Consider the following 20,459-nt stretch of genomic DNA (forward strand, 5'->3'; position numbering starts at 1 on the left):
ACGGCTCGGAACGTTTTTATTGTGCCTTAATTGGATTTCGTTTCTTGAACGGCAGTAACTGGCGCAATCCGGGTCCGGTGCCGTTTTTGGGGCCGACCCACTAGGATGCCGAATGGCGCGACTTTGTAGCAGAACCAGGCTAACGCAAATGAATAGACTAAAACGAAACCGTAACCTACTGGGATCAAGAGTGCTAGTTGCCAGTCAGCTAGGGTGAGGTGGGAGAGAATGGCCTCTAAGGTGGTTAAGCCGATGATTTGATTCAGGTACATCCCAAAGCTAACTTTGGCGCAGCGTTGTACCAGATGATCCAGCCAAGCCGCATGCCGTGTTCGCGCCAACTGGCGTACTGCTTGCCCAACCAAAAAACTAGGACGATCATCATCGTATCGTAGATAAACATGTAGGGTTGGTGCGGGGTTGTGGCGAGGTCGGTGTTCAACCAAGCACCTTTTCGTTCCAGATTCGGTAGTAAACGATGGTACCTAGTGACAGGCTTAACGTCACGGTTGCGATGGCCTTAATGTGGCGTTTGATCAACTGATAAACTTCAGCGTGATGCAAGCTCATATAGGCGCCCGCAATGAAGTAGAATTGGTAAGAAAAGACGTTGATACTGTAGTTTTTGAACCAGTAAAGCCAGCTCGACGTGTCGAGGCCTTGCAGGTAGTATTTAATGGTGATCATCAAAACGAGTTGGGTCGCAAAACTGATTGCGAGGATCCGGTTATGGTGATCAGGCCAGCGCTTGAACAGCCAAACGATTGCTGGAAAGAGCAGATACAGCTGCATGACGATCAGCATGAAGTACATGTAGGACTGGTTGCCGTGGATGACGTAGCTGAGGTATTGCAGGCTGAATTTGGATACGTCCAGGGTTGTTGCGCTATTGAGGGTGGCGATGGCTAGGAGGATGAAGTTCCAGATGCTGCCTTTATAGCGTTTCTTGAAAAAGGTCGGCCAATCGTGGCGGTTGTAGTAGTTCATCATGAGGACGAGGCCGCTCATGAATAAAAAGCCCATCCGGGTATAGTGGAACATCATGCGGATGCTCCGGACGGTGTAGTAGGGCAGGTCGGTGTTTGAGGTCATGGCGTCAGTGAAGACGTTGATCGTGTGATTGAATAGGACACCGCAAATGAAGAAGAGGCGCATCAGGTCTACTTCGTGAAGGTACGGTTTTTTCGTGGTGGGGATTGACGTTGTGGTGGGCACGAGCTCGCCTCCTTAGTTAAGTTGGGATTAACGTTAGGGAGGTAAACTTAATGGGAGCTTAAAGTGGAGATTGTGCGAAGTTGTCAGCTATTGATGTACCGGGTGCGTCATGAATTGGTTAAGAAAATCTAAATAGGCCTCACTAAGCGCATCAGTTGGTGTGCTTAGTGAGACCTATTTTGAATGGGTTAAAATTTAGAAATTCAGCGTAACTGGTGCGCCGTCACCCGTGATCACGATTGCGGATGAGAAAGTCGCAGCGTAAACGGTAATGCTGGCCTTAGTGGCATCGTCAAAGTGACTGAAGGCTGGAAACTTAGCGCCAAGCGCGTTGAAAAATTCGGTCTTATCAGCAACCTTAGTCGTTGTTGCATCGGTGACGCGAACGGCTTTAGGGCCGATGGGCGTCGTCACGAAGGCTACGTGATTGTTTTGGGCGAGTTCCGCAACCTTATCCGTTGGACCGACTGACATGAAGTAAATGGTATTAGTATCTTGCGGTAACCGAAGTAAGTTGACGATTCGGACGTCGGGGTTGTGACCAGCGGTTGATTCGGTGGCTAAAGCAATGGTTTCGGCGTTGGTTAATACGTCGTTGAAGATATCAGTAACTGTCATGGGCAAGGGGCTCCTTTAAATTTAGTGTCCCCATTATAGCGCTAGAACGCGTGAATTAGTTAAAAAATATTCTAAAAGTATATAAAATGCTATTTAAAAAGCGATTATTTGTACAACGTGAATTAACTCACGACAGTTGCTTAGTGCGCAAACAGGCTGAAATAGCCGACAACCACTAGCCCCAGTACGATGCGATACCAGCCGAACAGCTTGAAGTCGTTTTGCTTGATGTAGTTTAGCAGGAAGCGAATCGCAATGTAGGCCACGATGAACGAGACCAGCGTCCCGGTGATCAGGATGACGATTTGGCTATAGGTGAAGCTGTTACCGTGCACGAAGTATTTGACTAACTTCAACAACGACGCCCCAAACATGGTGGGAATCGCGAGGAAGAAGGAGAATTCGGTGGCAACGTAGCGGGAAGCGCCAATGAGAATTGCGCCTAAGATGGTGGCACCAGAGCGGGAGGTTCCGGGAACGAGGGAGAGAATCTGGAACAGGCCAATCGCAAGTGCCAGCTTGATTGGCAGACTGTTCAGGTCGGTGAAACGGGCAGTCCGGTTTCGGTTGAAGTTTTCGATGATGATGAACAGGATCCCGTAGCCAATCAACGTGCTGGCAATCACCTGCCAAGTGGTGAGGTGAGCGTCCATCCAGTCGTTAAGCGGCAACCCGATGACAACGGATGGCAGGACGGCCAAAATCACCTTGGCCCAAAGCGTCCAGGTCTGATGTCGTTCGATTCGATTCTTGCTGGGTGCCCAGGGATTAAGCTTGTTGAAGTAAAGCACCACCACGCTAAGATGGCGCCAAGCTGAATCACCACCATAAACATGTTGATGAACGCGGTGGGCTGACTGAGGTGAATGAAATCATCAGCTAAATAAAGGTGGCCAGTTGAACTAATCGGGAGAAATTCGGTAATCCCTTCAATGATGCCGAGAATGATGGCTTTAATAATGTCTAACACGGTAAGATCGCCTACTTTACTGAGTATTGGTCGAGTTTAGTTTACCGGATGGGTGTAAAGGTTGTGTGTTGATGGGGTAAAGGTTTTGTAAATGTCTTGATTGAGTCAAATTTTGAAACAAAAAAACTCGGCACCGGGGAAGGGCGTCGAGTTTTTCTGAGTGTTGGGGTTAGATTCAATTAGAAAGTCAGCGTCGTTTCACCCTTGCGAGTAATGACAACTGCTTCGTCAAAGGTGATCTTGAAAATTACCAGTTTTGACCGGAATTCAGGGGTGAAGTTCCGAATATGTTCGTACTTAGCGTCCAAGGCCGCGAAGACCTCATCGCTGTTGTCGGTACGGGTAACGTGACCTTCGTTGACTCGAACGGCAAGGTGATCGATGTCATCAGTAATGAAAGATACCGTATCGTGGACGAGGAATTCCTTAGTCTTGGCAGATTGACCGTTAGACGTAAAGTAAATGGTGTTCGGCGTTTCTGGCAAATACACCATGTTGACGGTCCGAACCCGAGGCGCGTTGCCTTCGAGGTTAAGCGTGGCTAAGGCGATCGTGTCGGTGTTGGTTAAGCGTTCAGTGTAAATTTCTTCTGCAGTCATGTTCGAGTCTCCTTAAGTTAACTTGATAGGGTTATTATACTGCTGAAAGTTGACAACTGTTTGTCAGGTTTTAGAAAGTATTTTGCGTTATTTTTATCCGCAATTCAAATACGTTATAATAATAGCAGTATAAGCAACTAACCATTCTTTGGAGGAGAAATTAAATGTTTAAGCAAGCGATTCGACACGCAAATCAATGGTTACTGATTATGTTGATCATGGACTTGGTTTTTGAGCCAATTTCGTGGCTACTTCACCGAGAAAGCGGTAGTTTGCGTGGCCTAGTTCGGTTGATCTGGCAAGCACCTGATCGCGGTCAGACGCTGCTCGTTGTTATCGGGATCGTACTCGTGATTTGGGTGGCACTCGTGCTGTTCTTTTGGTTGATTGAGGGACTTCGACGGGCAATGGGTCGTCACGATGTTTATTAATGAGATGGCTGAGTTGAGGTAGGCGTTAATTGGCAAGAAAGTTGTCAAAAGCAAGCTGAACTTTCGAAATAGCGTTTTCGTTTAGTTTCGAGCGTTGTATAATGAATGAAATACTAGTGATTAAAACGTTTATTGGTCTAGATAAATCAGGCTGAGATTGGGGGAACTGCAGTGCTGAGATTTTGGGGACAACCAAAGTATGCTGACCGAGAACTGTTAGGGTACGAGTTGTTTTTGCGTGAAGCCGTAGCTGATCAGTGGCAGTTTCCCAAAGATTTTGGGGCGTACAGTGCTGCTGAGATTGCCGATCTGTTGATTGAAACGGTGAAGACACTCGGTAACCGGGCCCAACTTCTATCGTTGAACCTAGACCGACCGGAGTTCATTCGTGAAGACTACGTGAAGGAGATGGCTCGCGCGCAACGCGCCTGTCCACAGGTCCAACTCTGCGTTGAATTAACCGAACGACCGGGGGACGTCTCGGCAAAACAGCTGATTGATGCCGCTTCCGGGTACGCATCGGCTAACCTGTGGGTGTGCATTGATGACGTGGGAACGGGCGACAACGAACTGGAAGTTGTGGGCGAGTTAGCGCCCTACGTCACGGAATATAAGTTTGCACTTCAAAATTTTCACGACCAAAAGGATTTCATTAGTCTGGTATCACCATTACTTCAATTCTGGCGAGAACAGGCGAAGATCAACGAGTTATTCTTCGCAATCGAAGGGTTTGAAACGAAGGCCGATTTAAAAATCGCGCAAAACTACCACGCGGATATTCTACAAGGCTACTACTTCGGCCGACCGAGTTTAATTAAACTGGCAACGGATGATTAGCGTGCTAGCGCCTTAGAAAGGACTCATGACAATGACGACTGCCAAACACATCCAACAGCGACTGTTAACCTTTGGTAATTTACTCTCTGCAATGGTGTTGCCAAACATTGCGGCGTTTATTGCCTGGGGGCTATTAGCGGCCATTTTTTCGCCAAGCGGGTGGTATCCTAACGCGCAGATCAACCAAATCGTGGCTCCAATCGGCAACTACTTGTTGCCAATTTTGCTGGCATTTACCGGGGGTTCCAACGTTGCGGGACACCGGGGTGGCGTTGTTGCGACGATTGCGACAATTGGCATTTTGGCAGGTACCAACATGGTCGGCCTGATTGCGGCGATGATTATTGGACCGCTGGCCGGCTGGTGTGTGAACGTGGTTGATGATCGATTACGAGCACACGTGCCGCAAGGGTTTGAGATGCTGATCAATAACCTGTCTGCAGGTATCTTGGGGATTATTTTAGCAATCATCGGGTACTTAGGCATCGGACCGTTACTGGAAGTTGTTGAACGAGCGTTGTTACACGGGGCAGTCTATCTGGTCGATCAGAATCTGTTGCCCTTGGCTAACGTGGTTATAGAGCCAGCGAAAGTCCTATTTATGAACAACGCCATCAACCATGGGCTATTGACGCCGTTGGGAACGCAGGATGCAGTTCATTTGGGCAAATCCGTTTTGTTTCTAGTGGAAACGAATCCGGGACCCGGGCTGGGCATCCTGTTGGCCTATGCGGTTTTGGGGCGCGGGACCCAGAAAAAATCGGCGTTTGGTGCCATCATCATTGAAGCGCTTGGTGGCATTCACGAAATTTACTTTCCGTTTGTCTTGATGCGGCCGGCTTTGTTTTTAGCCGTTATCGGTGGTGGGGTTACGGGGACGTTTGTCTTTGACTTATTAGACGTTGGTTTAAAGGCAACACCGTCACCCGGATCGTTGATTTCAATCCTGCTGTTAACGCCGCACGATGGCGGTGATTTTTTAGGGGTGCTCATTGGGATCACAGCTGCAACCATGGTGTCCTTCGCGGTTGCGATACTCGTTTTGGCGCGTGAAAATGCGCATCATCTGATTAAAACAACTGACCTCGATGTTTCAGTCGATAACGCCATTCGTAACATTGTCGTTACCGGGACGGATGGCATGGGCTCACCAGCAATGGGGGCGGCCGTTTTACGGCGAAAGCTGCGTCAATTACCTGACATTACGATCAGTGTGACGAGTAAACCCATCAACGAGTTGACCACGTCGGCTGAGACGATTTTTATCGTTCGACATGATTTACGTCAGTTACTGTGTGATCAGTTGGCAGAAAAGCCACGAATTATTAGCATCGAAAACTATTTAAATGCGCCAGAGTATGATGGCCTGCTGGATGAATTACGTGAGATTGCCAATCAGCGTGATATTTTCAGTGAGACTGGGCTTAAAGGATTGGGGCATGGTGTCTAAATTAAAAAACGCTAACTGAGTTCTCTGAATGAATCGGAGCGACTTGGTTAGCGTTTTTTAAAGTCGGTTAAAGTTGTGCGAGTTCGGTTACTAAATCGGGTGAGAGTTGCAACGCTTCAGCTGCCAAGATGTCATCGAAATAGCGAACCTTGCTGGCACCAAAGAGGGCGGTGGTGATACCTGGCTGTTTCAATAGCCAAGCGAATGCCAACTGGGTCATCGGGATACCAGCTTCGTCTGCCAACACTTTGAACCGTTGAACAGTTTCGGCTGTTTGGTCATTGAAGTAATCGTCAATCAACCGTTCACCGTGGGCGCGGCGACTATCTGCGGGGACGTTACCTGTCAGGTATTTGCCGGTCAATACGCCCCGCGCCAGTGGACTGTAAGCCAGAAAGCCGATGTTATGGGTGTTGGCAAAGTCTAACCCGGGTTGATTGGTCTGAGTCGTTAGCAGGTTATAACGGTTTTGGACCGATGTCATCGGGTGCAGGTGGCGCGTCTTGATAATGTCCAGAGCGGCCCGCAGCTGTTCAGCCGTGTAGTTGGACACGCCGTAGTAGCGAATCTTGCCGACATCGACTAGTTCACTGAGAGTGGTCAGTGTTTCTTCTAGTGGCACCTGATCGTCAAAGCGATGAGCTTGGTAGAGGTCCAGGTAATTCGTGTGCAGGCGAGTAAGTGACCCGTCAATTTGAGTACGGATGTGTGCCTTTGAAAGGCTGGGATGGTGATGTTCAGGGTCGGTATTTTGGCCAACCTTCGTGGCTAAAATCATGTCGTTTCGGCGACCGGGATGTTGTTGGAGCCAGTGACCGATGATGGTTTCGGAAGTGCCGTCACCAAAGGCGATGGGCTGATCCTGACCGGGGCCGTAGTAGTCGGCGGTATCAACGAGGTTGATGCCGTTGTCAAGCGCATGATCTAAAATGTTGAAGCTATCAGCTTCGGAGATCCAGCGACCGAATGCCATGGTTCCCAGGCCGATGCGAGAGATGTTGAGGTTACTAGTGCCAAGGTGTTGCGTTTGCATAAAAAGCGCCTACTTTCACGTTGAAATGAGTTGCAGGATGCGCATACTTGTTGGTGCGCAGTTACCTTTATTATACTGCAAACGGGTGCGGACCGAAAAAAGCCTGTTGAAATTAGCCCGCAAGCGACTATAATCAAAATTAATCACTGACGATATAGTTTTAGAATAACAAGTGATGACCTACATACAACAGGAGGATTTTGAGATGAGAGTACTTTCAGCAAATCCAGAAGTCAAACAGGGACCAGATCGGTTATTATCGGAACGCCACTTGAGCATTGTGCGGTTAGTGATTCCTAAGGGCACCGACATTAAACGCCACCGGTCATTAATGACGGTAACGGTGGTCGGCATCAAGGGCGCCGTTGAATTCCATACGGATGACGACGTGACCACGATCGTACCAGGAAAAGCAGTTGTCATGGAACCCGGTGAGTTTCACTGGCTTGAAGCGCCGGATGAAGATGGCGAAGTGATGGTGGTGCATGGGGTGTTGGCTCAATAGAGCGTGGAACAAGGCGGTTAGAAGGTGAAATATAAGGGCGTCCCAAGTGAAACTACCGGTTTTTGGTAGGTTTACTTGGGACGCCCTTATATGCAACCTTCTGCCTTGTGGAACGCGTTTCGGCGCGGTGGCCTAAAACCGCTGAAATAACCAAACTTAGGATGAGACCTAAAAGCGGAACGAACAGTTCAATTGGCGCCGAAAACAACGGAGTAGGAAAGCACGTCGCCAGAACCGGTTGGTAGTCGAAATGCACAGCACCAATAGCGCTCGGTAACAACTAACCACAAAAACGCTACCGCAATTCACACAGCAATCAAAAAGCAGCCTTCAAATTCTCTAGATTGAGAGTTGAAGGCTGTTTTTTAGATTAATAAGCGTTGCATTGTCACTGTTATTTAGCCTGTCCGGTGACAATTTTCGGCGCTAGGTGACTGGTATTTCTTGGGGTTAGTTTAAAGCGTAGGATTGGTTATTCGGGCGCATTTAGGCCACCGCGCCGAAACGTGCAAAAACAAGCAGGGCGTTATGTATAAGGGCGTCCCAAGTAAATCTACCAAAATTCGGTAGCTTCACTTGGGACGCCTTATACGCCACGCCCTAACCGCTTGTTTTTGCACTCTAATCCAATGGCAAATTAGTCGTCGGTGCATCAATAATATAATCCATCAACCTTGTCGCATAGTTCGGATGACTCACATTATCAGCGATGGTGCCCTGCAGTTGCTTCAGGTGGTCGGTGACGATGCCGTTGACGCCCTCGAACAGCATTTTTTGGGTTGTTGTATCATCATTGACCGTCCAAGCATAGACCTTTTGATGCTGGCCTTGTGCTTCATCCACGAAGCTGTCCGTTAACGTCGTTGCTTCCATGGTATAGGCGTTGGCGTCCGTTTTCGGAAACGAGAAGTTATACGGTAGGATGAAGCTGACAAATTGTTTGGGGTCCTGTTTTTTTAACCCGGTCACAACATTGTAGTCCAACGAGTGGACCTGATCGTGGTGTTGCCGCAACGTTGCACCATAGCGGTTAACGAAGCGGGATAACATGTCAGGTGAATCGTGTTTGGTGGTTTTAATTTCAACTAATAGCCGTTGGTGGAGCTGGTTGGCGGCGGCTAAATACGCATCAAAGGACGCTACCTTAGCGTGGTAGCCATTTTCGTGCGCCGTTAGCCGGGTTAGTTGTTTCAGCGTTAATTGGTACGGCGCTTTATTAACGCCGGTTAGAGCTTTCAGATTTTCATCGTGCATCACTACAAACTGGTGATCCTTCGTTTCGTGCAGGTCCATTTCAACGAGGTCGGGATGTTCACGACTCGTTTTTCGGAGGGCCGGAATGGTATTTTGCACGCCATTGCCACTATCGACACCCCGGTGGGAAATCGTCAGTGGTTTGGTGACGGTGAGGCCGTTCAGGTAGATGACGTTAAAGCCCACAACGCTTAACGCAATCACGAGGAGGGCGCCGACCGTCAGAAACTTCGGAAAACGCCGGTGGTGCATCAGACTAAACACAGCCCGGTCTGGAATGACAACGTCTAATAAGAGGATTCGCATCAAACCGTAGATCGACATCAAAACGATGAACTGCGAAATGAGTTGAATCAAAATTAGGTTAATGATTGCTGCAGTGAGCGCCAGTGGCTGATTAATCGCATCAATAACCGTTTGGGCAATGATCACGATGAGGTAACCTGCCCCAGCGGTGACGGAAACGCCAATCGACAAAGCCAAAATTTGGAAGAAGTGGTGCCGTGTGTGCCACCGGGTTTGTTGCCAACTCGCGGCAACGGCTTGACGAAGGGGTTGACGTTGAATCACTAACTTTGGTAGCACGAACAACAGGCGTAGTCCGAGGTAAAGGGTCACGAGGTAAAACAGGGTTAACCCTAGCGCCATCCAGGTATTGGCTTGTAGATAGCTGACGATAAAGTCGGGAATTTGGACTTTCGCTAATAACGGCGTTTTAAGTCCCAGTCCCGCAAATGGCAGGATCAGGACAAAGTACCCCAGAAAGAAGCAGAAGGAGAACAGTGATAATTCTGGTCGCTGGGAGAACGTTTGTTGGATCAGTTCAAGCACCTGTAGCCGGTGTTGCGACTGAATTTGGTAAATCCCGCGCATCAAAATGGAAAATTGCCAGTAAATGAGGCAAGTGTCAGCAACAGTAGAAGCAGTAACGCGATGAGCACGAACGGGTGGGCGAACAGGGTCGTCACATTGGTGTAGGAAATGTAGTCAATGTGTCCCAGTGCCAGGGCCTGAGCTGTGAACCAAGTCAGCAATGGGATAACAATCCAAGCAATTGTGAGATTCGTGCCTAAAATCAGGCTGGTATACGCCACCCAGTCTCGGCGGTAGTCCCGAAAAAGGGTGCCTAAAAAGCGAAATGTAGTCAAAGTGGTGCCTCACTTAATTAAATTCTGATCTTAAGGTCAGTTTTGAATGTCGTTAATAGGTTAATCATATCATGGATGGTGTGGGTTGCGACCTTGAATTGGGTATCACGTGGGATTGATGAATTATCAAAGGGTGTAAAGACACAACACAATCCTTTTCTATAGATAGAATCTAAAATATTAAGTGACATGTCTTGACTTTTGAAATAATAAAAGTAAAATACACTTTAATGACTCGACAGGTTACTAATGACAGTGGATGACTCGGCGCCAGTGATCCGAAGTAGTGCTTGCAAGTCAACTTAAGCGGGAATGGGGAATTGAATCATGCAAGAGAGTACCAAGACGAGTTTATGGAAATTCAAATTATCAACGGCGGTGATGGTGTTGATTCCAGCAGCGGTTGGTATCAACTATGTGGCCAAGGCATTAGCCGAAGGACTGAAATTACCACTTTGGTTAGGATCGTTGGGGACCTTCCTAGCTAGTATGTTGGCCGGTCCGATTGCGGGCGCGATTAGTGGCTTTATCAACAATATTATTTACGGTCTCACGCTATCACCAATTTCAACGGTTTATGCGATTACCAGTTTAGCAATTGGGATCGCAGTTGGTGTTTTATTCCATCGAGGTTGGTTTAGCACCGCGAAAAAAGTTTTTGTTTCTGCACTTATTATTGCGTTAGTGTCAGCGGTTATCTCAACGCCACTTAACATCATCTTTTGGGGTGGTCAAACTGGGGTTGCTTGGGGCGATGCGCTCTTTGCTAGCATGGTGGCGAACCACTTACCCGTTTGGTTAGCATCGTTCACGGATGAGTTCGTGTTAGATATTCTCGATAAAGTTGCGGTGGCTTACTTAGCCTTCTTGATTTACCGGCAATTACCGCAGCGATTGGTGCAATTTTTTAAGGACTGAGGATAAATGGATAATTTAAGTCTGAATTTTGCGAAATCCACGGCGCAACAGCGGTGGTACCACGTGATCGATCCCGTTACCAAGCTTTTATTGGTAGCGGTTTTCACGTTGGCGAGCTTTTTAACAGCAGCGTTGCCGGAATTGGCCGGACTGTTGGTAGTTGCTTTGATCCTACTATTGACCGCTCGAATTGGCCGACAAGCATTATCGTTGATTGGGTTCAGTAGTTTTTTGATCGTCACGATGTTTGTGATTCAGGGGCTATTTTATAGTCGCAATCAAACGGTTTTATTTAATCTCGGTGGACTTTCAATTTACCGCGAAGGGGTGCTGTACGCCACAACGTTAGGGTGTCGGGTGCTCGTCGTGATTTTGATCACCAGCTTCTTTATCTTTACAACGACGATTTCCGAGAACACGCACTACCTAGAGCAGGTGGGTGTTCCACACCGAATTGTTTACGTGGTCATGTCGGTGTGCTACGTCTTGCCACAAATTATGGGTAATATGCGCCAGATTCAAACGGCGCAACGGGTCCGAGGAATCAACCCGCAAAAAACAGTGATCCAACGGGTACGTGCAATCGTCCCAGTACTGGTGCCATTGATCATTAAAACGTTGACGCAATCGATGGAACGGGCAATCGTTTTACAACTTCGTGGGTTTGATCAACCTCACCGGCAACGGGCAACAGCGGTGCGTCATTACTGGCATCCGGCCGTGGGCCATATTGGTTTAAGTCTTGTCATGATTGGAATTGTGGGGTGGAAAATCGGATGGTTGATTCTCAACAACTGGCATTAACGAACGTGGTCGTGCAGTATCCGGGAACCTCGGCACCACAGTTGACGATTCCCAGTGTAACGGCTCAAGTGGGACAACTGATTGGCATTATTGGTGCCAGTCGATCTGGTAAAACGACGCTATGTCGAGTGTTAGCGGGCATTATCCCAAACATTGTCCACGGTAAGCTTACCGGAACCGTTCAACTTGGCAGCTATCAGCCGGTAACGGACTGGGCCGCATACCGGCAGCATTTAGGCGTTGTCTTTCAAGATCCCGCGGGTCAACTGAGCGGGTTATCTGAGACGGTTGCGGATGAGCTGGCATTTGATTTAGTCAATCAGGGCCAATCAGAAGCAACAATCGTCACTCGGGTTCACGAAGTCGCACAACAATTGGGGTTAACGGCCCAACTTTCACAGGCGCCAACCGAACTTTCTGGCGGTCAACTGCAACGACTGGCAATTGGCTGTGCCCTGATCACCCACCCGCAAGTATTAGTCATGGATGACCCAACCAGCCAGATGGATCCGCAAGGACGGGCGGCGTTTTTTAAGTGGTTACGTCAATTGACGGACACCACGGTTCTCATTGTCTCCGATGAAATTGACGATCTCTGTGAAATTGCGGATCAATTGTGGGGGCTTGCTGATGGCGAGTTAGTGATCAGTGGAACGCCACGACAAGTCATAAATCAACTCGTTCCTGAGTGGCACCTACCAGTTCCCGTGACCACCCAGTTAGCCCAGACCATGAGCTGGCGGTTGGCTGATCAATCTTGGCCGGTGACTCTGACTGAATTGAAGGAGGCACGCTATGATCACGTTGCAGCAACTCAAGTTTAAGTATCCGAATACAGCGTTTGGCCTCACCATCGATCAGCTCACACTGGATGCGGGACTAACGGCGATCGTTGGTCAAAATGGGGCAGGCAAGACGACCTTGATCAAATTATTAACGGGTCTTTTAACGCCTCAAACGGGGCAAATTCAACTGGCGGGGCACTCACTAGCTGAGCTGACACCAGCGCAGCGATTACGCCAAATCGGTATCACGTTTCAGGATCCGGATGATCAGTTATTTAACAGCACGGTGGAAAGCGAAGTGGCGTGGGGGCTTAAACAATTAGGAACTGACACTGAGACCATCACAGCGACCGTTGACCGAGTCCTGCTGGAAGTGGGGTTACAGGATCGGCGGGAACAAAACCCGTACGATTTGTCCTTGTCAGAACGTAAATTACTCGTTATTGCCACCGTTTTAGCGATTGACCCGGCGATTTACCTGTTTGACGAACCGATGGTGGCGCTGGACTGGCAAAGTCGCCAACGGGTCATGGCGATTTTTCACCGGTTAGCCGAAGCTGGTCGGCAGGTGATCGTGATTACCCACGATATGGATCTCGTTGCGGCTGGCTTCGACTCAGTGACCGTCTTGCGTGCGGGTGAAGTGGTTTTCACTGGAACGCCAACGGCACTATTCCAAGATGCAGCGTTGGTGCAACGCGCGCAATTGATGTTGCCACGGTTGATGCAGATAACGGCGGCGTTGGGTGATAGCGGGGTCTATTTAGATGTTGCCGATTATGCGCGCCAACATGAGGCCTAACGTTAATGTTAAAGAAAAAGGGACCATTCATTGCTCAACTCTAATTAGTTTGAGTAACGAATAGTCCTTTTTATGATGACGTTAGCTAGCCTGAGTTCCCGGTTCAAGGGTGACATCGTCTCGGTGGATCAACGTGATCTCTTCGCCTTCCGCACGCCGGGCGTCAATGTTGCATTCACCCCACTTGCAGAGTTGATTGAGGATCTTGTTGAGGCTTTCGCCACGGTCGGTCAAGGCGTATTCAACCTTGGGAGGCACTTGTTCGTACACGTGCCGACTGACGATGCCGTCAGCTTCTAATTCACGAAGTTGCTGTGTCAGCATCTTTTGGGTGATTTGGGGAATGGCCCGTCTCAATTCACTGGTTCGCATGGTTGCGTGGCGTAGATGACAGAGAATGATGGCTTTCCACTTACCACCGATAATTTCCATCGTGGCTTCAACGCCAATATTGTAGGTTTTACTCATGATGACCCTCCATAGGCACTAAAAGGTGCGTATCGTACTTTATAGTGCGTAATTGTTTCGTTCGCTGGTATCAGTATAATGGTTTCTTGTGCTAGAAACAACGTTAACTGAACAACCTGCAGAATTGAAATCATGGGAGGTAACAAAATATGTTAAACGAACAACGCCAAAGTGCAACGGCAACCTGGACGCTTCTCGCGCTCGCACTAAGTGCCTTTGCGATTGGTTCAACGGAATTTATTAGTGTTGGGGTGATGCCCTTAATTATCAAGACCTTTGGGATTAGTTTGAGTACCGCGGGTCTAACGGTCTCAATCTACGCAGCTGGGGCACCGGTGCTAACTAGTCTGACTGGCCGATTTGAACGTAAGACACTCCTGTTAGCGGTGATGGTCACCTTCATTGTAGGGAACTTGATTACGGCAACGGCACCAAGTTTTGCGTTATTATTATTTGGACGGGTGATTGCAGCGTTAGCGCACGGCCTGTTTATGTCAGTAGCCACGGTGATTGCTGCAAGCGTGGTCCCAGCTAACCGGCGGGCTTCAGCAATCGCAACCATGTTTACGGGTTTGACGGTGGCCACAGTGACCGGGGTGCCGCTGGGCACATTTATTGGCCAACACGCGAGTTGGCGGATGTCCTTTACCGTCATTGCTGCAATTGGCTTCGTGGCGTTAATTGCCAGTCAAATCTTAGTGCCAGCTAAGTTACCAAAGCCAGCAATGGGGCAACGTGGTGGCTTCTGGCGTATTTTGAAACAAAAGGAATTGCTGTTGGGATTGATCGTAACGGCAATCGGTTACGGGCGAGTTTCCCAGTTTACTGAAAGTTAGGCGTAATGCCCCGGTTTTTAAACCGGGGATGTTAGCCCGTTTGCTTAATGCAATTTTGATACTTAGCTTTATTAGCTTTAAAATTTTCCACTTTTTAGCATTCTGGTGATTATTTCGCACATCTTGATATAATCGACAAAAAATGGGGCAATTTTTTCTCGGTGCACCGACTTTGTCTGAAATGAACATATGTTCTTGATGGGCACTTCTTTTCTTAGTAAAATTAACTTATAAATTACGAAGGGAGGTGCTTATCATCAAAGGCAAAATGTCTAACGAACGTAAACAGGCTATCAAGGCTCGAATGAAGGCGGTTAAGGCAACCTTCACTTACAGTTTTGGTTTCCGAATTCGGGTCTATCCCAGTGCGCAACAAGCTGATATTATGTTGTTCAACTGCCATACAGCACGGTATATTTATAACGCTAAAGTCTTTCGAGATTGGGGCTCTAAGCAACATGCCAAATGGCTGAAGACTGATTCTCGATTAGATACCAATATGCCAAGTATGGCAATCCGTAATTATCAGGCATCCTGGAACATGTGGCGGAAGGTCAACTCTGTGGGGACACCGAAACCCAAACGTAAAGACCAATATCGATTCAGTTATCAAACGAAGAACAGTTATCCGGCCAAGTCTCGTAAGGCTGGTGAGGACATTTTTAACGGCGCTAAAGTTAAAGTGACCGATCCTCACCACATTCAGATTCCTAAAGTTGGCCGCTTGAAGCGTCGGCCAACAACATTAAACACCTACCACACGAAAAAGGGGTTCGAATTGGCGTAACCACTATTAAACAGGAACCAAATGGTGCTTGGTATGTATCCTTTCAAATCAAAGCAGATCATCCTTTAAAACAAGCGTTGCCGAAAACCGGTTCAGAAATCGGCATTGATTTAAATTTATCCAACTTCTTAACCGATGATCAAGGTCATCAGGTGCCGAATCCCCGCTATTATCGTAAGATGCTAACAAAACTGGCTAAACAGGACCGTAAAGTAGCTCGTCGGAGGCGGCGAGCGAAGAAAGAACATCGCCGTTTGTTAGACAGTCGGAATTATCAAAAAGCCCGGCGACAAAGAGCAAATCTTCATAGTCATATCGCCCATCAACGCAATGACTTCCTGCATCGCACTTCCACGGTACTGATCCAGAACCACGATTTGATCGTGTCCGAAGAACTACGCGGGAAGAATATGTTGAAAAATCATGCCCTGGCGATGAGTATTAGCGATGTGGGCTGGCGTACCTTTATTAGTCAGTTAGCGTATAAGGCCGAATTGTATGGACGAACCTATATCACGGTTAATCCGGCTTATACGACCAAACGCTGCCATTGCTGCCTGGTGATCAATCATCAGGTTAAACTGGGTCAAGAAGAATGGCGTTGCCCGAACTGTCATGTTTTTCATATTCGCGACCATAATGCTGCTATTAACATTAAAAATAAGGGATTGGCGCTGTTCCAAGAAGCCTAAATCTCACGAATAATCCATCGGTGCCGTGGCAACTCCGGATTCCGACTCCAAATGGCTGGGGGTAAAGCCCTGTAAATAGGTAATTAGCGTGTTAGACCGAAGTTGAACGATAACTGAGGCAGTGCTGTATCTAAGCAAGCAGAAACGGTCAGGTAGACTGATTATCGTTCAGGAATGCTTCCGAAACGGTTAAACGCGAAAGAAGATTGCTGCTCAATAACTACCGCTGTTTCAATCCACCTACTTTAGTGGGTGGTAGTTGAAACGATGCAAATTGCTGAAATAAGTTACCCGCAGACGTTCAGTTGGCATCGTCACTGAACATTTCAGCGTTTAACGTCGGCGTTATGCTAGGGTCATTTACCGGTGGCCAAATTGTGAGCCAGTTCGGCTTGGCAATGACGCCGGTTGGTGGTCTGGTGTTGAGCTTGCTGGCCCTTGGTTTGATTGGGGTGGCGGTTCGGATGGCAAAAACAACGGCTTAATTAGGCGATCACACACTTATTGAATAAAAATGCTTGTTCGGCGACGTTAGCGTTGCTGGACAAGCATTTTTTCAATTAAGCCAATAACTTGCGATTAGCTAAGTAGACGACAACGGTTATTGGCAACGTTAACGCCATGACAGGGTAGAGCCACGCCCATGGTAAGAAAGCGGTAATCAGGCCCGCTATGATCGGGCCACCAGACATACCAAGGTCAACCCCAATGTAGAAGGTGCTGTTGGCCAAGCCATGATCGGATTCTGGGACCAGCGTCAACGCTTTGGCTTGGCAAATGGAAAACATCAGGCCGTATCCGGCAGCGAAGCCGAATGCGCCCAAAATCAACATGAACCAGTTACTTAAATCAGTTAAACCAATGATGCCGAGTAGATTAAACCCTAAGCATATCCAAAAGAATTTTTTAAACGGGACGTGATCAAACGCATCTCGCAGAACTAGCCGCATGATCAATAAAATAACAGCGTAAGTTGGAAAGAAAGCGCCGGCTGGCACCGAAAAGTGCCGATGGGCAATGTAACTCACGATATAAGTTTCGGTGGCAAAATAGGGTAAGGAAATCAGTAACAGAATAACGGCCAAGGGCACCACTTTGGGTTGCACTAAGCGAACCAGTTTGGCGCTGGTGGTCGTTGCTGGCGGTGTTGGTTTTGGAATACCGTGATTGCCGACAAACTGAATGACGATCAGTAGTAAAATACTAAACGCAGCTGCCACCAAAAAGACGCTTCGATAACTGTAGTGTTGGTATAAATAAACACTGACCGCTGGGCCAACTGCCATTCCCAAGGCACTGGCTAGTCCGTAGATGCCCATCCCAGAACCAATTCGATCAGCTGGGAGTAAGGCTGCCATCCAGGTGGCCATGCAGACGGAACACAGGGTGTAGCCGATACCGTTGATAATTCGAAGGAGCAAGACTAACAGTACGTTAGTCGTGAATGCGTAACCTAAGCTGGCCATTAAAATAAAGCCGCCACCAATAAAGGTAATAGTGTATTTTGAAACGTGATCGGTTAAATTGCCAGCCAGTGGTCGCAATACTAGGGCAGTTAAATTCATTGTCCCGGCGATAATACCTGCCAAGATACTGTTGGCACCGATATTGGTTGAAAATCCGGCAATCACCGGATTAATGAGCATCGGACTCATTAAATAGAAGAAACTGGCCACTAAAACTAAAGTGACATCTTTCGTATATAACGTTGTTGCAAGCTGTCATTTCCTTTCCAAGTTGGCATTGGCACGGCGCGCTAATGCTAAAAATTGTTGTTGCTCCTCTGGTGTAAAGCCGGCAAATAGTTCGGTGCTCGTTTGCCACCCGTGTTGATCTAACTGATTGTATTTACGCTTACCAAGTGGGGTCACGCCAACTAGTTTTGACCGACCATCATTAGGGTTAGGGGTTAAAGTCAGCACCCCCAAACGCACCATATGTTGGACGATCACCCGCGCAGTTTGATGGGTAATATCTTGATAGACCTTAAACGCGGCAATGGTCTGATGCGGGTGCTCATAAAAATACCGCAACGCATCGCCTTGGCTGGTCGTTAAATTCAAATCTTGAATATGTAAATTACGGCGTTGCTTAATTCGGCGCGCTAACTGAATTAACTGACGCGTAATCATGTCATCTTGGTTCATTTTTTTCACCTCGCTAATCAACTATACAGCATACTGTATAGTCTTGTAAGGCTTAATTAAAATAAATAAAATGACTAGGCCATTAGTGGCGCGTAGTTAAGCAGGTAGCATAAAAATGTGTCAGAAAAGTGACGGGATTATGACTATCTGCAACAAAAGTTACAGCAATGTAACAATGTTCATGAAATCTTCAAATTTTCGCCGTTTTTTAGACGTTTTATGTTATGATTAGGTACAACACTAGTAGTATGACTGTTCGAATTTGGACAGTGGAACATCAGTGACTAGGTATAGAACTGGTAATTTCACATTCCTTTGGGGAAGTCGACGTCATGGCTTGCTGGTGTTGAGAGGGTGATCGATCGGGGGATAGTGATCACTGAAACCGCAACGAACGGGGATCGCTTTGTGCAATTAAGTCGTTGCTAAGTCAGTGTTACGATTACCCGCTTGATTGTTCTCGCCAGAATACACCAATTTTTTGGAGGAATATTGGGGGGAATGTTATGGCTAGTAAGAAAGATATTACAAACCAGCGTTTTGGTCGGTTAGTTGCACTGTCCGTGAGTGGTCGGGATGAGCGAAACGGCGATCTCATGTGGCGGTGTCAGTGTGATTGTGGCAACATCGTTAACGTCGATGGTGCCCGATTGCGTTCAGGTGCAACTCGGAGTTGTGGGTGCTTGCGACGGGAAACTAGTCGTCGGAGCTCACGGCAAAATGATCAATTCATCGCGCAAATCGGTGATGCAAGTTCACTGAAGACCGTTGACGGTATTTCACTAGCATCCATTCGGATGTCACACCGCAACAAGTCCGGCATGATTGGGGTGTCTTATGATAAGGCAACCAATAAGTGGCTTGCGCGGTTGATGGTAAATGGTCGCTACGTGTTACTGAAGAGTTTTGACACCCGTAACGAGGCTTGCGAAGCTCGTCAGATGGCAGAACAGATGTATCACGTGAAGCGCCAAGAAGCTGTCGAAGGTTAAGGGACAACCGTTTGCCCCAAGGGATAAGTAGAATCTCAATGCTGCTAGGGAAGCAGCGTTGGGGTTCTTTTTTATGAGTAGCGATCATTTGAGCCTCATTGGTGCGTAGATTGTGACTGCTGTGAGGGTGCTCACTGAACTCTAATCCGAAAAGAAGAATCGATGTTATCCCCCGAAATGATAGCGTTTTCGGAGCGCGGCAGGTAAGATAATAACGCCTTCAACTGCAACTGTTATAAAAAATTCGACTTTCGCCTGATTTTTCTAAATGATTATGATACTATATAGGGCGGAGCATAATTATGACAATTGTTCTAACATGTAACGATTATGAGCGATTCAATTGTGCTCAACGCATACATGGTAGGCCTTGGAGGAATCATTAATGTTGAAGAGCGGTGCGCAATTGTGATGGGGAAAGTCACGATTGATGCAGCTAAGTTAGCAACACGAGTCAGTTTGGGGAAATTGGCTTTAGCTAAACGTCAGTTGGCTTGAAACGACCGGTCACCATCCGTGGCGGTTTTTGTGGTTCACTAGCTGACATGGAGGAGCCGAAGTAGGTCTCAAGCCGATCAATGAATGTTTTTCAAACAGATCAACGGTCGCCTTAAATGGGCAGGGTAAGATGAACGTGGTCTATCTTACTGGAAAGTAAAAGGACGTCAACCGGTTATGTGACTGGTTGACGTCCCTTTTTGTCTGCTTATGTTTGTGAAATGTGATTTGCGTGAACTGTCGATTCCGGTCAGCGGCTAGGTTCCTGCTGTGGGGCCGGCCTGAGCCAAAGGGCGGTCTCAGACCTCGAAGTTAAGCCTCGCAAAAAAAACGCGCGAGTCTTAACTTCGTCCCCGATAATTAGCGGTTGTTGGAAGACCATCAACAACCACCAATTATCGCGACACAGCATCCACCTAGCCGCTGACCTCCATCTCACATTGCGTAATTCGGCGCTATTGCAGTTCATCTCAAATGCTTAACTGAACGGCTTGCGACAGTATTACAATGACTGTCGTTGAGTCGACAAACGCTAAAGCTAATTAACAGTCGATGTCTCGTCATCGTGACGGACAAGACGTCAATCTATTCTGAACGTTGACTTAATGCACTTGAACGGACTGTGACGCAATGTTGTAACGTTATCGTTTAACGTTTACTGAGATGTTCT

Annotated in this window: 22 protein-coding genes and 3 pseudogenes; 13 read left to right on the forward strand and 12 right to left on the reverse strand. The window is 47.7% G+C overall.

Features of this window, described 5'->3' with window-relative positions; genetic code table 11:
* Positions 1 to 26 precede the first annotated feature (26 nt).
* From JCM2765_RS08135 to JCM2765_RS08160, 6 genes and pseudogenes are all read right to left on the reverse strand, one after another.
* Complete coding sequence (locus tag JCM2765_RS08135; protein WP_054735912.1) at positions 27 to 272, reverse strand: hypothetical protein; 246 nt, start codon at positions 270 to 272, stop codon at positions 27 to 29.
* The gene (locus JCM2765_RS08140) at positions 263 to 442 is read right to left on the reverse strand and encodes a hypothetical protein (protein ID WP_054735914.1); all 180 of its coding nucleotides are present in this window, start codon (positions 440 to 442) and stop codon (positions 263 to 265) included. The genes JCM2765_RS08135 and JCM2765_RS08140 overlap by 10 nt, the downstream gene beginning before the upstream one ends.
* Entirely contained in the window at positions 439 to 1,215 is a 777-nt protein-coding gene (locus JCM2765_RS08145; protein ID WP_054735916.1) for an acyltransferase family protein, read from the reverse strand. Before JCM2765_RS08145 ends, JCM2765_RS08140 begins: the two co-directional genes overlap by 4 nt.
* A gap of 195 nt (positions 1,216 to 1,410) precedes the next feature.
* A complete protein-coding gene (locus JCM2765_RS08150; protein ID WP_054735917.1) occupies positions 1,411 to 1,833 on the reverse strand; it encodes a pyridoxamine 5'-phosphate oxidase family protein in 423 nt (140 codons plus the stop codon).
* Positions 1,834 to 1,973: 140 nt separating this feature from the next.
* Positions 1,974 to 2,740, reverse strand: a pseudogene (locus JCM2765_RS08155) (undecaprenyl-diphosphate phosphatase).
* Positions 2,741 to 2,982: 242 nt separating this feature from the next.
* Positions 2,983 to 3,402 carry a pyridoxamine 5'-phosphate oxidase family protein gene (locus JCM2765_RS08160; protein ID WP_054735920.1) on the reverse strand — a complete coding sequence of 140 codons (420 nt, stop codon included), beginning with the start codon at positions 3,400 to 3,402 and terminating at the stop codon, positions 2,983 to 2,985.
* A gap of 164 nt (positions 3,403 to 3,566) precedes the next feature.
* Here JCM2765_RS08160 and JCM2765_RS08165 point away from each other — a divergent pair, with 164 nt between their 5' ends.
* The 3 genes from JCM2765_RS08165 to JCM2765_RS08175 all read left to right on the forward strand — a co-directional run bounded on the left by JCM2765_RS08165 (position 3,567) and on the right by JCM2765_RS08175 (position 6,120).
* A complete protein-coding gene (locus tag JCM2765_RS08165) occupies positions 3,567 to 3,833 on the forward strand; it encodes a hypothetical protein (protein ID WP_054735922.1) in 267 nt (88 codons plus the stop codon).
* Positions 3,834 to 4,004: 171 nt separating this feature from the next.
* On the forward strand, positions 4,005 to 4,670 hold the full coding sequence (locus JCM2765_RS08170; RefSeq protein ID WP_054735924.1) for an EAL domain-containing protein: 666 nt from the start codon (positions 4,005 to 4,007) through the stop codon (positions 4,668 to 4,670).
* A gap of 31 nt (positions 4,671 to 4,701) precedes the next feature.
* Entirely contained in the window at positions 4,702 to 6,120 is a 1,419-nt protein-coding gene (locus JCM2765_RS08175; protein WP_054735925.1) for a PTS transporter subunit EIIC, read from the forward strand.
* Positions 6,121 to 6,187: 67 nt separating this feature from the next.
* Here JCM2765_RS08175 and JCM2765_RS08180 read toward each other — a convergent pair whose 3' ends face one another.
* The gene (locus JCM2765_RS08180) at positions 6,188 to 7,153 is read right to left on the reverse strand and encodes an aldo/keto reductase (protein ID WP_054735928.1); all 966 of its coding nucleotides are present in this window, start codon (positions 7,151 to 7,153) and stop codon (positions 6,188 to 6,190) included.
* 205 nt (positions 7,154 to 7,358) lie between these two features.
* Between JCM2765_RS08180 and JCM2765_RS08185 the strand changes: the two genes are divergently transcribed.
* On the forward strand, positions 7,359 to 7,658 hold the full coding sequence (locus JCM2765_RS08185) for a cupin domain-containing protein (RefSeq protein ID WP_054735930.1): 300 nt from the start codon (positions 7,359 to 7,361) through the stop codon (positions 7,656 to 7,658).
* A 621-nt stretch (positions 7,659 to 8,279) separates the two neighbouring features.
* On the opposite strand, the gene JCM2765_RS18120 is transcribed toward JCM2765_RS08185, so the two are convergent.
* A complete protein-coding gene (locus JCM2765_RS18120) occupies positions 8,280 to 9,164 on the reverse strand; it encodes a glycerophosphodiester phosphodiesterase (protein WP_263849383.1) in 885 nt (294 codons plus the stop codon).
* A pseudogene (locus tag JCM2765_RS18125) lies at positions 9,159 to 10,006 on the reverse strand (glycerophosphoryl diester phosphodiesterase membrane domain-containing protein); the annotation flags it as partial. The pseudogene JCM2765_RS18125 and the gene JCM2765_RS18120, both read right to left, overlap by 6 nt.
* A 381-nt stretch (positions 10,007 to 10,387) precedes the next feature.
* On the opposite strand from JCM2765_RS18125, the gene JCM2765_RS08200 reads away from it, so the two are divergent.
* From JCM2765_RS08200 to JCM2765_RS08215, 4 genes are read left to right on the forward strand one after another with little or no spacing between them, the layout of a single operon-like run.
* Positions 10,388 to 10,978 carry a hypothetical protein gene (locus tag JCM2765_RS08200; RefSeq protein ID WP_054735936.1) on the forward strand — a complete coding sequence of 197 codons (591 nt, stop codon included), beginning with the start codon at positions 10,388 to 10,390 and terminating at the stop codon, positions 10,976 to 10,978.
* A 6-nt stretch (positions 10,979 to 10,984) separates the two neighbouring features.
* A complete protein-coding gene (locus JCM2765_RS08205; RefSeq protein WP_054735938.1) occupies positions 10,985 to 11,782 on the forward strand; it encodes an energy-coupling factor transporter transmembrane component T in 798 nt (265 codons plus the stop codon).
* Positions 11,755 to 12,606, forward strand: a complete 852-nt coding sequence (locus JCM2765_RS08210) for an ABC transporter ATP-binding protein (RefSeq protein ID WP_054735940.1) — start codon at positions 11,755 to 11,757, stop codon at positions 12,604 to 12,606. Before JCM2765_RS08205 ends, JCM2765_RS08210 begins: the two co-directional genes overlap by 28 nt.
* Entirely contained in the window at positions 12,578 to 13,369 is a 792-nt protein-coding gene (locus JCM2765_RS08215) for an energy-coupling factor ABC transporter ATP-binding protein (protein WP_054735942.1), read from the forward strand. The genes JCM2765_RS08210 and JCM2765_RS08215 overlap by 29 nt, the downstream gene beginning before the upstream one ends.
* An 81-nt stretch (positions 13,370 to 13,450) precedes the next feature.
* Here the strand turns inward: JCM2765_RS08215 and JCM2765_RS08220 are convergent, their stop codons facing one another.
* Positions 13,451 to 13,837, reverse strand: coding sequence for a winged helix-turn-helix transcriptional regulator (locus JCM2765_RS08220; protein ID WP_054735944.1), 387 nt, complete (start codon positions 13,835 to 13,837; stop codon positions 13,451 to 13,453).
* 149 nt (positions 13,838 to 13,986) lie between these two features.
* Here JCM2765_RS08220 and JCM2765_RS08225 point away from each other — a divergent pair.
* The 4 genes and pseudogenes from JCM2765_RS08225 to JCM2765_RS08240 all read left to right on the forward strand — a co-directional run.
* Positions 13,987 to 14,646: pseudogene (locus tag JCM2765_RS08225) on the forward strand (MFS transporter); the annotation flags it as partial.
* A 274-nt stretch (positions 14,647 to 14,920) separates the two neighbouring features.
* Entirely contained in the window at positions 14,921 to 15,460 is a 540-nt protein-coding gene (locus JCM2765_RS08230; protein ID WP_156301733.1) for a hypothetical protein, read from the forward strand.
* A gap of 5 nt (positions 15,461 to 15,465) precedes the next feature.
* Complete coding sequence (locus JCM2765_RS08235) at positions 15,466 to 16,152, forward strand: RNA-guided endonuclease InsQ/TnpB family protein (protein ID WP_263849385.1); 687 nt, start codon at positions 15,466 to 15,468, stop codon at positions 16,150 to 16,152.
* Between the two features lie 305 nt (positions 16,153 to 16,457).
* Complete coding sequence (locus JCM2765_RS08240) at positions 16,458 to 16,637, forward strand: hypothetical protein (RefSeq protein WP_054735952.1); 180 nt, start codon at positions 16,458 to 16,460, stop codon at positions 16,635 to 16,637.
* 75 nt (positions 16,638 to 16,712) lie between these two features.
* Here the strand turns inward: JCM2765_RS08240 and JCM2765_RS08245 are convergent, their stop codons facing one another.
* A complete protein-coding gene (locus tag JCM2765_RS08245) occupies positions 16,713 to 17,828 on the reverse strand; it encodes an MFS transporter (protein WP_054735953.1) in 1,116 nt (371 codons plus the stop codon).
* 45 nt (positions 17,829 to 17,873) lie between these two features.
* Positions 17,874 to 18,299, reverse strand: a complete 426-nt coding sequence (locus JCM2765_RS08250) for a MarR family winged helix-turn-helix transcriptional regulator (protein ID WP_082405051.1) — start codon at positions 18,297 to 18,299, stop codon at positions 17,874 to 17,876.
* Positions 18,300 to 18,805: 506 nt separating this feature from the next.
* Between JCM2765_RS08250 and JCM2765_RS08255 the strand changes: the two genes are divergently transcribed.
* Positions 18,806 to 19,291 (forward strand): AP2 domain-containing protein, encoded by a 486-nt coding sequence (locus JCM2765_RS08255; RefSeq protein WP_054735955.1) that lies wholly within the window; start codon positions 18,806 to 18,808, stop codon positions 19,289 to 19,291.
* Positions 19,292 to 20,459: the final 1,168 nt, after the last annotated feature.

The organism is Secundilactobacillus similis DSM 23365 = JCM 2765 (assembly GCF_001311075.1).
In the GTDB taxonomy this organism is placed as follows: Bacteria; Bacillota; Bacilli; order Lactobacillales; family Lactobacillaceae; genus Secundilactobacillus; species Secundilactobacillus similis.

Bases quoted from the DNA above. Each gene is read 5' to 3' on its own strand.
- JCM2765_RS08135 (WP_054735912.1), bottom strand. From the start codon at position 272: ATGTACCTGAATCAAATCATCGGCTTAACCACCTTAGAGGCCATTCTC.
- JCM2765_RS08150 (WP_054735917.1), bottom strand. From the start codon at position 1,833: ATGACAGTTACTGATATCTTCAACGACGTATTAACCAACGCCGAAACC.
- JCM2765_RS08160 (WP_054735920.1), bottom strand. From the start codon at position 3,402: ATGACTGCAGAAGAAATTTACACTGAACGCTTAACCAACACCGACACG.
- JCM2765_RS08165 (WP_054735922.1), top strand. From the start codon at position 3,567: ATGTTTAAGCAAGCGATTCGACACGCAAATCAATGGTTACTGATTATG.
- JCM2765_RS08175 (WP_054735925.1), top strand. From the start codon at position 4,702: ATGACGACTGCCAAACACATCCAACAGCGACTGTTAACCTTTGGTAAT.
- JCM2765_RS08180 (WP_054735928.1), bottom strand. From the start codon at position 7,153: ATGCAAACGCAACACCTTGGCACTAGTAACCTCAACATCTCTCGCATC.
- JCM2765_RS08185 (WP_054735930.1), top strand. From the start codon at position 7,359: ATGAGAGTACTTTCAGCAAATCCAGAAGTCAAACAGGGACCAGATCGG.
- JCM2765_RS18120 (WP_263849383.1), bottom strand. From the start codon at position 9,164: ATGCACCACCGGCGTTTTCCGAAGTTTCTGACGGTCGGCGCCCTCCTC.
- JCM2765_RS08200 (WP_054735936.1), top strand. From the start codon at position 10,388: ATGCAAGAGAGTACCAAGACGAGTTTATGGAAATTCAAATTATCAACG.
- JCM2765_RS08205 (WP_054735938.1), top strand. From the start codon at position 10,985: ATGGATAATTTAAGTCTGAATTTTGCGAAATCCACGGCGCAACAGCGG.
- JCM2765_RS08210 (WP_054735940.1), top strand. From the start codon at position 11,755: ATGGTTGATTCTCAACAACTGGCATTAACGAACGTGGTCGTGCAGTAT.
- JCM2765_RS08215 (WP_054735942.1), top strand. From the start codon at position 12,578: ATGATCACGTTGCAGCAACTCAAGTTTAAGTATCCGAATACAGCGTTT.
- JCM2765_RS08220 (WP_054735944.1), bottom strand. From the start codon at position 13,837: ATGAGTAAAACCTACAATATTGGCGTTGAAGCCACGATGGAAATTATC.
- JCM2765_RS08250 (WP_082405051.1), bottom strand. From the start codon at position 18,299: ATGAACCAAGATGACATGATTACGCGTCAGTTAATTCAGTTAGCGCGC.
- JCM2765_RS08255 (WP_054735955.1), top strand. From the start codon at position 18,806: ATGGCTAGTAAGAAAGATATTACAAACCAGCGTTTTGGTCGGTTAGTT.